Genomic DNA, 15,581 nt, shown 5'->3' with positions numbered 1-15,581 from the left:
TCTTTTAAAGTTAAACATAAATAATCAATATTTTAAATATACTTCGTTAATAATCATTTAGTTGTGTAATTTTTGGCAAAAATTAGAATCAAAAATGGATATATTGAATAATGGAAGATTAATATCTTAACTGTCTGTGAAGGCTACTTTAGTATGTTCGATTACATCTAATTGGTTCCGTTCAACAAAGGTTTATCTTGTTGGCACTTTTTTTTTTAGTATGTAGTGATTTTTAATTCATTACTTTGTCTGATCGCCATCGCTATGGCGTTAGTGCTGCCCAGAGAACGAAACCCTTGCCTCTTGAGATAGTTACTATTTCATCTCAATGTCAAATATTTTCTGCCCATTTTCTCCCAAATAATGCTTCAATAACTTTTCATATACACTTGCGCCTGTGTCAGAGTTTGTGAAAATCAAAATACCTTGTTTTGTTTTAGGAAAAATAAACACAATAGTCTGAACGCCATTGTCTGAACCGCCGTGAGATAAAGCGTACTCTCCGTTACCCAAATCATAAATTTCGAAACCCAAACCAAAATGCTTTCCTTTTGTGCTTGCAACTTGAGGAGAAATCATTTCTTTAAATACTTTTTCTGTGAATCCGTCACTATTCATTACGCTAATCAAGAAATTTCCTTAATCTTCAATGGTAGTCAATAAATCATCCGCTGCATTTGGAGTTTTGTTCTTTACGGTTTCATAGGCATTTCCGTCTTTATCATAACCAATAGCAAGCCTTGATGGGTCTATGTTTTTGTCCCAAACATATCTAGTGTCATACATCTTTAGAGGCTGAAAAATAAGTTCGCTGGCCAATTGCTGCAGTGATTTTTGAAACTTCTTTTCCAACGCTTTTCTTAAATATTCAAAACCCTCGCCCGAATATTGGTATTTTGTTCCAGGATCAAACTGGAAATTGAGCTTTTTATCCTCATTCATCCAACGCCAATTCGGAAAACCTGTTTGATGGCTCAGAATAAGTCTTGTTGTCAATTTTTTATTTCGAGGGTCATTTGCAATTTCCGGGTCAATCCAATAGTTATAAAGAGGTTCGTCCAAATTCCATTTTCCTAAACTAACCAATTTCAAAGCTAGCATTGCTGTGACAGGTTTTGTTAAGGAAGCAACATTGAAAATAGTGTTGTAAGGTGCGGAAACACCTTTTGTTATTTCTCCGTAAACTTTTATCTGTTCGAGTTTTCCATTTTCAATTATTCCAAGCCCAAGAGTTGGTACTTTGTTTTCTTGAAGCCATTTTTCAATTCCAGCATCATCGTCAAATAGTGAAGTATTTGCAGTTTTAAGCTGTTTTTTAATATGTTCGTAGCTGAATGATTTTGAAAGTTTCCATTCTCCATTTTCCAAAAGCCAAACGTGGGTAAATCTTGCAGAACTGCCAAACTTTTCAGATTTTCCAGTTTGTTTTTCAAAAAACTGATGCACACCAATTTGAATGGCACCGTAAATTTTGCCCTGATTTGATTTATTGCAAAGAGCATAAATTTCGGTACTTTCTGGTAGCAATTCTCTTCTTGCCTGATAGTTTTTCCTGTCACCACACAAACCTGTTTTGAGATCGTTTAAAAATTTATTTCTATCAGAAACACCATCTACATCGTGAAAGAATTCAAATTTTTCACTCAACAAATTTTCAAACTGCGAAATGTCGCATTTGTTGAAGCCAATTGTAAAAAGTAAACTGTCTTTAGAAATAATGACTTTGTATAGTTCCGAATTTTTGTCAACCTGCGCTTCGCTGTTTGCATTAAAAAAGAGGGCAATAATGAAGCTTAAGAGAATTTGTTTTGTCATCGTGAATTTTGTTTTGCTATAATTATTTTTTAGCAAAGGTTAGAAACTCTTGTTTTCTACCCTAAAAACTTCCCCGACAATAACCTGACAAAATCCCGACAATTTTTATATCATGCTAAAATTCAGTTTGTAATGGAGTTTTTTGTTTCTATCTATTTCTGTTGCATTCCGAAGAATAATGAGTACATTAGATAAAACAATAAGTATAATAATCAGTAATGTGAATTGACGTCCCAGTTTCAAAAAAATGCCTAACATAAATACAATAGGTGCAATTATGGTCCAAAGTATTTGAACTGAAATTATTTGTTTAGTTAAGTGATTTTTTTGCTTCATTACCAACATGAGGATCAACGGCACGAGAATATTTAATGGTGGAATTACTATAAATGGAATAGAGGAGAGGTTGATTAATTTCAAAGAGGAATAATTAATGAAAAAGTCTTCTTTAGGCTCTTCGTTTTCTTCAATAATCTTTGTGTTTTGTTCTTGTGTTTCTTGGTTTAGTAATTCGTTTTCTTCTAATTGTAATGCTTTTGCCAAAAGGCGAAGTGTATACCCTTTTGGGTCTTTTCCTGACTCGATTCGCTGAATTGTTCTTACCGAAACTCTTGATTTTTCTGATAATTCTTCTTGAGTCAGATTTTGTAATTCTCTTATACTTTTTAATTTTGACATTTTACGATTTTAAAATTACTGCCCAGGTCAGTTTGTCTAAAAACTACCTTTCATCCATATTTTGGTTAAAAATCACGTAAATATAGAAGATTTAAACTACAGTAAATGTGCTTTTCCTAAAAAATGAATTTTGTCTTGATAAAAAATAAACAGTGACAAAAAGCCATTTAAAGTCACGAAAAATGATTGTGCAGTGCATTAAAATTAATACTCATTGCTAACGGGAATAAGTTTAAGTAAAACCAGTTCCGTTTATCGCGGCCTTCCTTACTACCTCCGTTCGCTATTACTCGTCTATTTGTCTTTACTCTCAACAGAATCCTTAACTGTAAGATGAGGACGTGAGACCTCGAAGAGATTTTTTGTTTTTATGCCTAATTAACATTCGATATCACACAGGCAATTACTTTGCCTCGTGTGTTAGAAGTAAAAGAAGTAGTTGAACTGCTAAGTTAACAGATCTTGTTACGCTATAGTTGAGTGATAGAATTTATAATTCTTGGATTCTTATCCGATTATACAACGTAAAACATGTTCCAGTTGAAGGCCTGAATACGAACAAAATTCCTCTATAGAAATTAATTGATGTGGTTCTTTATTCAAGTTGTCTTTAATTTTGTTTAAATACAACCTTGCCTGTCTGTATGTTTTACCGGTAATACGTTGTACATCTTTTGGATAAATGCATACCCTGATGTTTCCTGTTATCACACTAGTACTTTTAATACATTATCCCAACTAAAGAAGCTTTTTTTTTGTACATCACCATTAAATGTATTTACAGTTTTGCAGACATAAAATAAAAGTTTAATTTTACGTTTAATTATTACGGCTTCCTTGCTTATCATCACTAAAATAATCCTTCCTAATTATTTTTGATAAGAGTAATTTTAAAATTAAGCATTTTAAAAACAATCCATTTTCCTAATTTTATTATGTTATGAATACTATTATCAAATATACATTGCTATTATTTGTAGCATCACTCAGTTTAGTGTCTTGTAAGCAGAAAAAAAGTAACAAGATAAAAGTTGGTTTTTCACAGGCCATGACTACAGATGATTGGCGTAAGCAAATGAATAGTTCCATAAAGGTTGAGGCCTCGTTACGACCTGAAGTTAATCTTAGTATACGGGATGCCAATAATAATGTAGATAAACAAATTGAAGATATTGAAAGGTTTATTTCAAATAAAGTAGATGTCATTATTGTATCTCCAATTGAGTCAAAACCACTGACTGCAGTTGTAGAAAAATCAATAAAAGCCGGTATCCCGGTATTGGTAGTTGACAGAAAAATTGACAGTGAAAAATACACAGCTTATCTTGGCGCTGATAATATTGAAGTAGGTCGAATTGCTGCGAAGTATATTATATCCAAAAGTCGGGGATCTGGAAAGATAATTGAAATTATGGGAGCAAGTGGGTCTTCACCAGCTTATGAACGCAGTCTTGGTTTCAATCAAATTATTCAAGATAATACTCGATTTAAAATCATAAATAAAATACAAGGGGACTGGGAAAAGGAATCAGTTAAAGAACCTTTGAGAGAAATTCTATTGCAAAACCATGATGTTGAATATATTTTTGCCCATAATGACAGGATGGCTTTGAGTGCATGGGAAACTGCAAAAACATTAGGGCTAGAAAAAAAAATAAAATTTATTGGAGTGGACGGATTAAATTCTGTAAATGGGGGGATTGAACTAGTTAAAAACGGTATTTTAGATGGTACCATATTATACCCAACAGGCGGGAACGAGGCTTTAAAACTTGCATTAAAAATATATAACAATGAACCAATAGCTAAAAACAATATATTAAAAACTATTGTGATTGATCAGGTAAATGCTGAAATTATTGAAAATCAAATGGATAAAGTTGATCAGCAGCAAAAAGTCATTGAATCACAGCAAGGTGCTATAAAAATTCAGGAAAGAGAATATGCTTCGCAGAATAACCTTGTTCGTTTACTTAGTTTTTTCTTAGTGATTATTTTGAGTTTAACCATTTATAGCATTTATTCTACTATTTCTATTTCAAGGAAGAAAAAACAACTTGAAAGAATTAATCAAACTGTAATTGATCAGAATGATGAAATTCAGAAGATGTCTGAAATTGCTAAAAAAAGCAACGAAGCAAAATTAAATTTCTTCACAGGATTGTCGCATGAGTTTAAAACACCTATTACTTTGATAATGAGTTATGTGGAATCGTTAATTGAAAATGATAAGATTAAAGGAACTGCACTGATAGAAGAAATAAAGCTAATCCATAAAAACTCCAATCGATTATTGAGGTTGATTAATCAATTGCTGGATTTTAGAAAAATAGAAGAGCAAAAGTTTACTTTAAGAGCATCAAATACCAAAATTTACAATTTCACCATTGACGTAATGGCGAATTTTAAGGGGGAAGCGGCCCGGAGAAATATTGATTTTCAATTGACTTGTAAAAACAAGAATCTTGAGTTGTTTATTGATAGAGGTTTGATGGATAAGGTATATTTTAACCTACTTTCTAATGCTTTTAAATTTACTCCTGATAATGGTAAAATTGCTATTGTAATCACTGAAAGTTTAGATAATACGGTAAAGATTAACTTTAAGGATTCCGGAATAGGAATTCCTGAAAATGAATTGGATATGGTATTTAATCCTTTTTTTAGAGCATCAAATAACAATAAAAACAGTTCAGGAATTGGATTGTATTTATCAGAAGAGTTCGTGGAGTTGCATCACGGTAAGATTGAATTGAAATCAAAACAAGGATGCGAATTTACAGTTACATTACTTAAAGGGAATAAGCATTTAAAGGCTTCAGAAATTGTTGATAAAAGTGACAATCAAAATAATATATCCAATTTTTTAATTGACAATATAAATTCAGAGGCTGATATAGAAATTGCTAAAGTACATTCGGAATCAGAAAAGCATACATTATTGATCATTGAGGATAATGTTGAATTGGTTTCATTTTTAAAAGTAAAACTTTCAAATGAATATTCTGTTTACTTGTCAGATGGCAGTGATGCAATCGAGAAAGCAATGGAAATTATACCTGATATTATTATTTGTGATATCAATTTAGTAGATAAAAATGGTTATGAAATTAGCAAGGAATTAAAGAAAGATTTAAGGACATCACATATACCAATTATTGTTTTAACGGCCCAAAGTAATAAAGAGTCCGTTTTGAAAGGATTTCAAAGTGGGGTGGATCAATATCTTACTAAACCATTCAGTCTTTCTGTTTTAAGACAATCTATTTCGAGTTTACTTTTTAATAGAGAAAAACTAAGATATTATTATACCAACAATATATATAGAGTAGAACCAGAATCGAAATTTGGAAATCAAGAACAATCATTTATTACTAAGATGAATGATATCATTAATTTAAACGTCGAAAATCCAAAATTTTCAGTTGAAGACCTGGCAGAAAAGCTTAATGTTTCCAGAGTACAATTGTATCGCAAAGTAAAAGCTATAATTGGAATTAATATAAGTGATCATATTAATAATGTAAAATTGGAGAAAGCCGCAGAGCTCTTAAAGTCAAATACGATGAATATTTCTGAAATTGCATACTCTCTTGGATTCTCTTCTCCAAACTACTTTTCCACTGCTTTTAAGAATAAATTTGGAATATCACCTAAAGAATACAAATCTTCAAATTAATTAGTTACAAAATTGATATCATTTTAGGTATCAATTTTGAACGTTATGTAACAGAATCGAAACTACAAGGTTTTCGTAAATAATTAAAAATTAACGTAAACACTTGAAAACAAAGGCATTGTCTTTAAAATACGAAACCAATAATAATTGATGAATTAAATTGTAACATCGTTAAAAATAAGTTGTTTTTTTTGCGGATATCTTAGCAACAAGTTTTTAATACATGTACAATGAATAAGATATTACTTTGGTCTGTTACTGCTGCACTGGCAGGTTTTCTATTCGGTTTTGATACCGTAGTTATTTCAGGAGCTGATAAACAATTGCAGCTTCTTTGGCATTCATCTGATGCTTTTCACGGATCTGTTGTTATGGCAATGGCGCTTTGGGGAACTGTGATTGGTGCAATATTCGGAGGAATTCCAACAAATAAAATTGGTAGAAAAAAGACATTATTCTGGATAGGGGTTTTGTTTCTTATTTCTGCTATTGGTGCGGCATTTGCAAACAATCCTTATGTTTTTGCTGCTTTTAGATTTTTAGGAGGCATTGGGGTTGGAGCTTCAACGATTGCTGCACCTGCCTATGTTTCTGAAATAGCACCTGCTGACAAGCGTGGGCGTTTGGTCGCTTTATATCAGTTTAATATTGTGTTGGGAATTCTGATTGCCTTTGTTTCTAATTATTTCCTGAAAGATATTGGTGCTAATTCCTGGCGATGGATGATTGGAGTTCAGGCTTTCCCATCATTAATTTACCTTCTTTTTATATTGGTTATTCCAGAAAGTCCAAGATGGCTTCTGTCTAAGAACCGTGTTGATGAAGCACGTTTGATACTTTTCAAAATTGATCCTTCTGCAGACATTAAGAGTTTGATAGATGACAGCAATGAAAATCGTGCTAAAAAACATGAAAATATTTTCATGAAAAAGTATCGTTTTCCGTTAATATTGGCTTTTTTGATTGCGTTTTTCAATCAATTTTCAGGAATAAATGCCTTTTTGTATTATGCTCCAAGAATTTTTGAAGAAGCTGGTTTAGGACAAAATACCGCTTTATTAAGCAGCATCGGAATCGGAATCACAAATCTTATATTTACTTTAATAGGAGTTGCATTAATTGACAAATTAGGAAGAAAGTTGTTAATGTACGTTGGTTCTGTTGGATATATCATTTCGTTAGGTTTGGTGTCAGCTTCTTTTTATTACAACTGGGGAGGTTTATCGGTGCCTATTTTTCTTTTCATATTTATTGCTTCACATGCCATTGGTCAAGGGGCTGTTATATGGGTTTTCATCTCAGAAATTTTTCCAAATCATATTCGAGCTTCAGGACAAGCTTTTGGAAGTTCCGTGCATTGGGTTTTGGCAGCAATAATTCCATCATTGATTCCAATGTTGTTCTCTGAAATAGGGACGGCCACCGTATTCTTAATTTTTGCATTAATGATGGTATTGCAATTACTGTTTGTGATTTTTATTATGCCTGAAACCAAAGGAATTTCTTTAGAAGTATTAAGTGAAAATCTAACTAGAAAAAAAATTAAAAAAAATGAAATCAAAGAAACATCTGCCGCTGGTATTATATAGTGCTGCATTATTATCGATAGGAGGCTGTAAACCAGCTTTTGCACAAACGGCTGTCGTCTCAGCTTCAATTGCTACAGAAGAACAAATGTACCGTCCTAATTTTCACTATAGCCCGAAAAAGGGATGGATGAATGATCCTAATGGAATGTTCTTTGCCAATGGCAATTATCATTTGTTTTACCAATATTATCCTGATGGAAATACTTGGGGGCCTATGCATTGGGGGCATGCAATCAGTAAAGATTTAATTAAGTGGGATGAGCAGCCAATAGCAATTTATCCAGATAAAGACAAATATATTTTTTCTGGAAGCGCTGTCGTTGATGTCAATAATACTTCGGGTTTGGGTACTGGTAAAGCAGCTCCAATTGTTGCGATTTATACTTTGCATGATATGACAAAGGAAAAAGCAAATACAATCGATGTCGAGCAGCAAGATATGGCCTATTCGAATGATAATGGTTTTACATGGCAGAAATTTGAGGAAGGAAATCCTGTCGTGAAGAACCCTGGAATTCGTGATTTTCGTGATCCAAAAGTGACTTGGGATGAAACCCATAAGCAATGGATAATGATTTTGGCCGCACAAGACCGAGCACAGTTTTATAAATCCAAAAACCTTAAAAACTGGGAATATGCATCTGATTTTGGGAAGGATATTGGTGCACATGGTGGTGTTTGGGAATGTCCCGATTTCTTTCAGATTAAGGTTAAAGGAACCAATGAAACCAAATGGGTTTTAATTCAAAGTTTGAATCCGGGAGGAGCAAATGGAGGTTCGGGAACGCAATACTTTATTGGTGATTTTGACGGAACGACTTTTACTTTAGATGCCAATTTTGCACAAAGAGTTGCCACTGAAAAAGCGGTTTGGTTGGACTATGGAAAAGATAACTACGCAGGAGTTACTTGGAATAATATCCCAAATTCTGATGGAAGAAAATTATTTGTCGGATGGATGTCAAATTGGGATTATGCGCAACAGGTTCCAACAACTGGCTGGAGAAGCAGTATGACAATCCCACGTGAAATTCAATTAATCAAAAAGGAAAATGACTATAGTTTGATCAGTAATCCAGTTTTAGAATTGGAAAACTATTATTCTAAAACCAAAAAAGGGAAAAAGCTGAGCGCAAAAGGTAATCTTGAAATTGTGTCATCAGGAAAAATTGATCTGACTAAAGCCGTGATCTCTTTTAGATTGGAAAATTTAAAAAAAGCCACTTACAATTTTACATTATCTAACGAAAAAGGGGAGTCGGTAACTTTTGGGATTAATAATTCAGAGAATTACTTATTTCTAGACCGTTCAAAATCTGGTAAAATTGATTTTTCTGAAAAATTTGCTTCAACCATTTCAAAAGCACTTTTGAATAAAAGTCAAAAAACAGGTGACTTTAAAATTGTACTTGATAAGACCTCAATTGAACTATTTTATAACAATGGTGAAAAAGTAATGACAGAATTATTTTTTACAACTCAACCATTTACTCACTTTTCAGCCTCTTCAAATGAAGATATTGAAATAAATAATTTAATAATTAACCAATTAAATATTAACTAAAACCACAAATTTATGAAAAGTAAAATTTTTTATTTACTGTTTTTATTTTTTCCATTGCTTGCAACGACAGCTCAGGAAATAGTAGTAAACGGTACCGTAATTTCTTCAAATGATGGACTGCCAATTCCTGGGGCTAATATACTTATTTCAGGTACCAATAAAAGTGCTTCGACAGACTTTGATGGGAAATTTATTATTCAAAATGTTTCGTCTGAGGCTACCTTGATAGTTTCTTTTATGGGGTATACTTCTCAAACGATTGCGGTTAGCGGTCGAACCACATTAAAGATTGCATTAAATCCAGAAAATAAACAATTGAATGAAGTTGTTGTTGTAGGTTATACAAAACAAAAGAAAAGAGATATTACCGGGGCAGTAGCTGTCGTTAATATGAAAGAATTAATGAAGCAACCGGAACCAAACCCAATCAAAGCTTTACAAGGAAGGATAGCTGGGGTAAAAGTTTCATCTGATGGTTCTCCGAGCGGTGGAAACACAAGAGTTGTGATACGTGGAGTAGGAACTTTAAATAATACGGATCCACTTTATGTAATTGACGGAGTGCCTACTAAATCAGGTATGCATGAACTAAATCCCAATGATATAGAATCGATGCAGGTTTTAAAAGATGCGTCTTCTGCCAGCATTTATGGCTCCCGTGCTTCGAATGGTGTAATTATTATTACCACCAAAAAAGGAAAAGATGGTAAAACTAGAATTAATTTTAATCAGTACACTTCTTTTTCAAATTATGCCAGCAAACTGAAAGTTTTAAATTCAGAGCAATTTGGGCAAGCGTTGTGGCAGGCTAATATCAATGATGGATTGAATCCGAATAACAATAATTTGAGTTATCAGTTTGACTGGTCAGTAGTAAATAACAAACCACAATTGAATAAAGTTTTGGTTCCAGAGTATTTAGATTCCGGGCAAACATTAAAGTCTTCAAATACGGACTGGTATAAAGAAATTTCACAAACCGGAATTGCAAAATCCTATGATTTGGAAGTTTCCAATGGTTCTGATAGAGGTAACTATTTATTTTCTCTTGGTTATTATAACAATGAAGGAGTTGTAAAAACAACGGAATTCGAAAGAATCTCAGCCAGAATGAATGGTTCTTATAAATATTTTGACGGCAAATTAGTTATAGGAGAAAACTTCAGTTTTAACAGAACAAATGAAGTAACAGATCCAGGTGTACTTGATCCGGCACTTCGCGCTTTGCCTTTAATTCCAGTTCATACCGTGGACGGAAAAGGTTGGGGAGGACCAGTAGGAGGTATGAACGACAGACAAAATCCTGTTAGGTTATTAGAATATAATAAAGATAATAAATACGATTATTTGAGACTTTTTGGGAATGCATATGCTGATTTGGAAGTCATTAAAAATCTTCACGTTAGAACAAGTTTTGGTATTGATTATAGTTATTATAACAAACGCACTTTGCAAAGAAGTTATAAATCAGGATATCTACAAAACGACCAAAATTCGGTAACTATAGATCAATCGGTTGGTGATAAGTGGACTTGGACAAACACTGCAACCTACAATTTGAAATCAGGAAAGAGTAATTTGAATTTGATGGCTGGAACAGAAATGTACAAAGACATTTTTGACACGAATACTTTACGTAAAAATGATTTTTTAATAGAAACGCCAGATTATATGTATCCTGATGCAGGAACCGGCGAATCGTTTACGAGTGGTACTTCGACTGCTTATTCTTTGCTTTCTTACTTTGGAAAAGCGGATTATGAGTATGATAATCGTTATTTGGTTTCGGGGACAATACGTCGTGATGGTTCTTCCCGTTTTGGAAAAAACAACCAATTTGGTACTTTTCCTGCGGTTTCTGCAGGGTGGAGAATTAGCAATGAAAGTTTCATAAAAGACAATGTTTCTGCTATTTCTGATTTGAAATTGCGTGCTGGATGGGGACAAACCGGAAATCAGGAAATCAGTAATACAGCGGTGTATTCATTGTATGTTGCCAATTATGCAGGCGGCAGCCCTACTTGGGCGACTTCTTTTGGAACTGCTTATGATATTGCAGGAAACGGAAACGGATTACTGCCATCAGGATTTATTGCAACTCAATCAGGTAATGATGATTTAAAGTGGGAGACTACCACCCAAACGAACGTAGGTTTGGATTTTGGATTTTTTAATCAAAAATTGAACGGTTCGGTAGATTATTATATCAAAAAGACTGATGATATTTTAGTGTTGCCCCCTTATTTGGGAGTAATTGGTGAAGGTGGAAATCGTTGGGTAAATGGAGCTTCTATGGAAAATAAAGGATGGGAATTTACCTTAGGTTATCAAGATGAAACTTCGTTTGGACTTAAATATGATGTGTCTGTTAATTTATCGGCCAATAAAAATAAAATTACGGAATTACCTGCTGAAGTTAAAAACAATTATGGAGGAGATGGTGTAAATGACAATATTTTGGGTCGTCCGATAAATTCTATGTACGGTTATGTTGCCGATGGACTATTTAAAAGCCAAGAAGAAGTTGATAATTCGCCTAATCAAGAAGGGAAAGGTCTTGGACGTATTCGTTATGAGGATTTGAATGGCGACGGAACTATTACTGATAAAGATCGTACTTGGATAGGAAATCCGAATGCAGGATATCTTTACGGATTTAATTTAGGCTTGAGATATAAAGATTTTGACTTCACTATGTTTTGGGAAGGAGTGAATGACGTTGATGTAGTCAATACAACAAAATATCAAACGGATTTTTGGAGTGTTGACGACGTAGGATCTAACAAAGGAACTCGTTTACTTAATGCGTGGTCATTGGATAATCCAAATTCTACAATTCCGGCTTTGACAACGGTTGATAAAAATGCCGAATCCAGATTTTCAACGTATTATGTTGAAAATGGAAATTATTTAAAACTTCGTGTACTGCAATTGGGATACACTATGCCGAAAGATTTCTTGAAAAAAACGGGCTTAGATACTTTTCGTCTTTATGTAAGCGGACAAAATTTATTTATAATAGATGCTAAAGAATTCACAGGTGTCGATCCTGAAAGTCCTGCATTTGGATATCCACTTCCAATGACATTTACACTTGGACTCAATTTAGCGCTATAACTAACCATTAAATATAAAAACATGAAAAAAATACTATATATAACAGGATTTTTATTGCTGGGGATATTTTCTTCCTGCTCTGATTTTCTAGAAAATGAGCCACGAGGGGTTTTATCTGAAAAGGATATTATTACACCGGAAAACATAGATGGCTATATGAATGCGGCCTATGCCCAATTGGGTAATGATCATTATGATTCACCATATAGTTTATGGCCTTTTGGAAATGTTCGTTCTGATGATGCCTATAAAGGAGGAAGTGGAACCAACGATATTCAAGATTTTCATTTTTTTGAAGTGTCTAATAACATAAGACCTGATTTTGGAGAATTGGACTCATTTTGGTACATCAGTTATGTAGGAGTTTCCAGAGCGAATAAAGCTTTGCATGCTTTGGAACAACTCAACGAAGCGGATTATCCATTGAAAAAGACACGCATTGCCGAAATGCGTTTCTTGAGAGGACATTTTTATTTTATGCTTAAAATCATGTTCCGAAACGTTCCTTACATTACGGAAGATATTCCAGTTGAAAAGTATAATACTATTTCAAATCATGATTTATCAAATGAGGAACTATGGAACAAAATTGCTGAAGATTTTGAGGCGGCAGCAGCTGTTTTGCCAGATACTCAAACACAAGTAGGAAGAGCCACAAAAAAGGCTGCCTATGCTTATTTGGCTAAAACTCGCTTATATCAAGCGTATACCCAAGATGATAATTTTGCAGTGACCGGCATAAACCAACAACATCTACAAGAGGTTGTTGCCGCTACGGATAAAGTTATGGGTTCAGCTTCTTTAGAGCCTGATTTTGCAAATAATTTTTTACCTGGAAGTTTTGAAAATGGCCCTGAATCCATTTTTTCAATTCAATTTTCCGATAGTGACGGTACTCTGTATGGCAGATTAAATTTTTCAGATGTACTTTCAACGCCACAAGGATTAGGATGCTGCGATTTTCACAAACCAAGCCAGAATTTGGTTAATGCATTTAAAACAGGTTCAAACGGTTTACCAGAATTTGACACCTATAATGATAAGGATTTTGATTATAAAAAAATAGACGATTTCACTGTTGATCCAAGATTATACCATACTGTTGCAATGCCAGGTTTGCCGTATAAATACGATCCTGAATTTCTATATGTAGAGGCTTGGGTAAGATCTCCAGGAACATATGGCTATTATGCTTCTTTAAAAGAAAATGTGGCTCCAAGCTGCCCTTGTGTTGTAAACATTGACCCATTTTACGGAAATTCAAAAAACAGAATACAAATTCGCTATGCTGATGTAATACTAATGCGTGCTGAAGCTTTAATCGAATTAGGAAGACAAGATGAAGCTTTACCATTGATTAATGAAATTAGAAATAGAGCGTCAGCAAGTACAGGAAGACTTCCTTACGTTACTAATTTTAAAATAAGCCCTTACATTAATGGAACAAATTGTTCTTGGACACAAGATTTTGCTCGTAAGGCATTGCGTTGGGAAAGACGTTTAGAGCTGGCAATGGAAGGAAATCGATTTTTTGATTTAGTTCGTTGGGGTGTTACCGATGAAGTTATGAATGAATTTTATGCGAAGGAAAAAACAAAACGCACGTATTATCAAGAAGCCTTTTTTGATAAACATAAAGAAGAGTATTGTCCGATTCCATTAAAGCAAATTAATTTCAGTCAAGGATTATACAAACAAAATCCAGGTTACTAATCACTTATAAAACGATAAATATGAGAAAATTAATATATAAAAATATGACTAAAGCCTTTATGGCATTGGCATTAATATTTGTGATTTCGGCTTGCGAAGATAGTTTTGAAAATGGCGGTTTTGAGGTTGATTCTCCCTCAAATGTTACTGCTTTTAAAATAAATGGAGTAAATGGAAGCATTGACCAGAAGACAGGAAAAATAAATGTTACGATGCCTTACGGCTCTGAAATTACTGCCGTCACTCCGGAAATCGCATTACAAGAAGGGGCAACAACAAATTTGGATCTAACAAAACCGATAAATTTTACGAACCCGGTTAAGTTTAGAGTTGTGAATGGTAATTTGTATAAAGATTATACCGTTACGGTTGTGGTCTTGAGTCCCATTAAGAGTTTTAAAATCAATTCTGTTGCCGCAATAATCAATGATGTAAATAAAACGATTACAATGACTTTGCCTGAAAACACCAATTTGAAGGCTTTGCAACCTGTAATTGAATTAACGGAAGGAGTTTCAATAGCTCCTGCATCAGGAACTACTATTGACTTTACCAATCCGGTTATTTTCGTAGTAACATCTAATGGAAAAAGCGTTAACTATACCGCAAATATAGGCGTACCAGTAACTGGTTTAGTCGTTGCTTTCTTAGGAACGGCGGCAACTAGAGCAGGAATAACAAATATGGATGAAATTACTGCTGCAGACTGGTTGTTCCAAAATTTTCCTGGAGCAAAATACATATCATTTGACAATATACTTAGTGGTGCTGATTTAAGTGATGTTGATTTAATATGGTGGCATTTTGATTCGGCAACGAATTTACCTGCAGTGGCTTACAATCCTGTTGTTACGAATGCTTTAAAAAATTACCGCGCCAATGGAGGTAATTTATTATTGACCACTTTTGCATCCCAATATGTGGATGCTTTAGGGATAGTTCCTTCTGGAAAAGGACCAAATAACGTTTTTGGTGATTTTCCTCCTAATGGGTTTGTAGATGGAAATTCGTGGGGAATGTCCTTTGTTGGACATGAAAGCCACCCGATTTTCGAAGGACTAACTACCTACGAAACTGGAAAAGCTAATTTACTACAGAGTGGTACTTTCAGACAGAATCATACTGCTTGGTGGTTTGTTCCGGAATGGGGAGGTTATGTTAATGGAGAAGGTTGGAGAAATCAAACAGGAGGTACAAATCTTGCCAGTGAGTCATGGGATAATTCACTTGATGGTCGAGTAACTATTGCTGAGTGGCCCAATAATGCCACAGATAAAAACGTAATTGTAATTTCGATGGGAGCTTACGACTGGTACAATGAAACCAATAGTAGTGGTGTTCCAAGTCAGGCTAATGAATTTTTGAATAACATTAAGCTTTTGACACAAAACAGTATTAATTATTTAGTTAAAAATTAATCACACTT

The 15,581-nt window shown here is 33.9% G+C and carries 9 protein-coding genes; 6 read left to right on the top strand and 3 right to left on the bottom strand.

The features are described 5' to 3' along the window. Positions 1-315: 315 nt before the first annotated feature. From C8C85_RS18700 to C8C85_RS01365, 3 genes are all read right to left on the bottom strand, one after another. On the bottom strand, positions 316-618 hold the full coding sequence (locus C8C85_RS18700) for a hypothetical protein (RefSeq protein ID WP_317046333.1): 303 nt from the start codon (positions 616-618) through the stop codon (positions 316-318). Positions 619-639: 21 nt separating this feature from the next. Beyond that, entirely contained in the window at positions 640-1,815 is a 1,176-nt protein-coding gene (locus C8C85_RS01370) for a serine hydrolase (protein WP_317046332.1), read from the bottom strand. Between the two features lie 105 nt (positions 1,816-1,920). Continuing rightward, positions 1,921-2,493, bottom strand: coding sequence for a helix-turn-helix domain-containing protein (locus C8C85_RS01365; protein WP_116795468.1), 573 nt, complete (start codon positions 2,491-2,493; stop codon positions 1,921-1,923). Between the two features lie 940 nt (positions 2,494-3,433). On the opposite strand from C8C85_RS01365, the gene C8C85_RS01355 reads away from it, so the two are divergent. The 6 genes from C8C85_RS01355 (at position 3,434) to C8C85_RS01330 (ending at position 15,573) form a co-directional block, all read left to right on the top strand. Continuing rightward, positions 3,434-6,172: a substrate-binding domain-containing protein gene (locus tag C8C85_RS01355; protein WP_116795467.1), complete on the top strand. Its 2,739-nt coding sequence runs from the start codon at positions 3,434-3,436 to the stop codon at positions 6,170-6,172. 230 nt (positions 6,173-6,402) lie between these two features. Continuing rightward, positions 6,403-7,761, top strand: coding sequence for a sugar porter family MFS transporter (locus C8C85_RS01350; protein WP_116795466.1), 1,359 nt, complete (start codon positions 6,403-6,405; stop codon positions 7,759-7,761). Next, the gene (locus C8C85_RS01345) at positions 7,724-9,325 is read left to right on the top strand and encodes a glycoside hydrolase family 32 protein (RefSeq protein WP_116795465.1); all 1,602 of its coding nucleotides are present in this window, start codon (positions 7,724-7,726) and stop codon (positions 9,323-9,325) included. Before C8C85_RS01350 ends, C8C85_RS01345 begins: the two co-directional genes overlap by 38 nt. Positions 9,326-9,337: 12 nt before the next feature. Next, positions 9,338-12,442 carry a SusC/RagA family TonB-linked outer membrane protein gene (locus C8C85_RS01340; protein ID WP_116795464.1) on the top strand — a complete coding sequence of 1,035 codons (3,105 nt, stop codon included), beginning with the start codon at positions 9,338-9,340 and terminating at the stop codon, positions 12,440-12,442. A 21-nt stretch (positions 12,443-12,463) separates the two neighbouring features. After that, positions 12,464-14,155, top strand: a complete 1,692-nt coding sequence (locus tag C8C85_RS01335) for a RagB/SusD family nutrient uptake outer membrane protein (RefSeq protein ID WP_116795463.1) — start codon at positions 12,464-12,466, stop codon at positions 14,153-14,155. A gap of 20 nt (positions 14,156-14,175) precedes the next feature. Next, positions 14,176-15,573 (top strand): DUF4960 domain-containing protein, encoded by a 1,398-nt coding sequence (locus tag C8C85_RS01330; protein ID WP_116795462.1) that lies wholly within the window; start codon positions 14,176-14,178, stop codon positions 15,571-15,573. Positions 15,574-15,581 lie beyond the last annotated feature (8 nt).

The organism is Flavobacterium sp. 103 (assembly GCF_003096795.1).
In the GTDB taxonomy this organism is placed as follows: domain Bacteria; phylum Bacteroidota; class Bacteroidia; order Flavobacteriales; family Flavobacteriaceae; genus Flavobacterium.
Note: the sequence above shows the minus strand (reverse complement) of the source record. Positions and strands in the feature narration are given on the sequence as shown.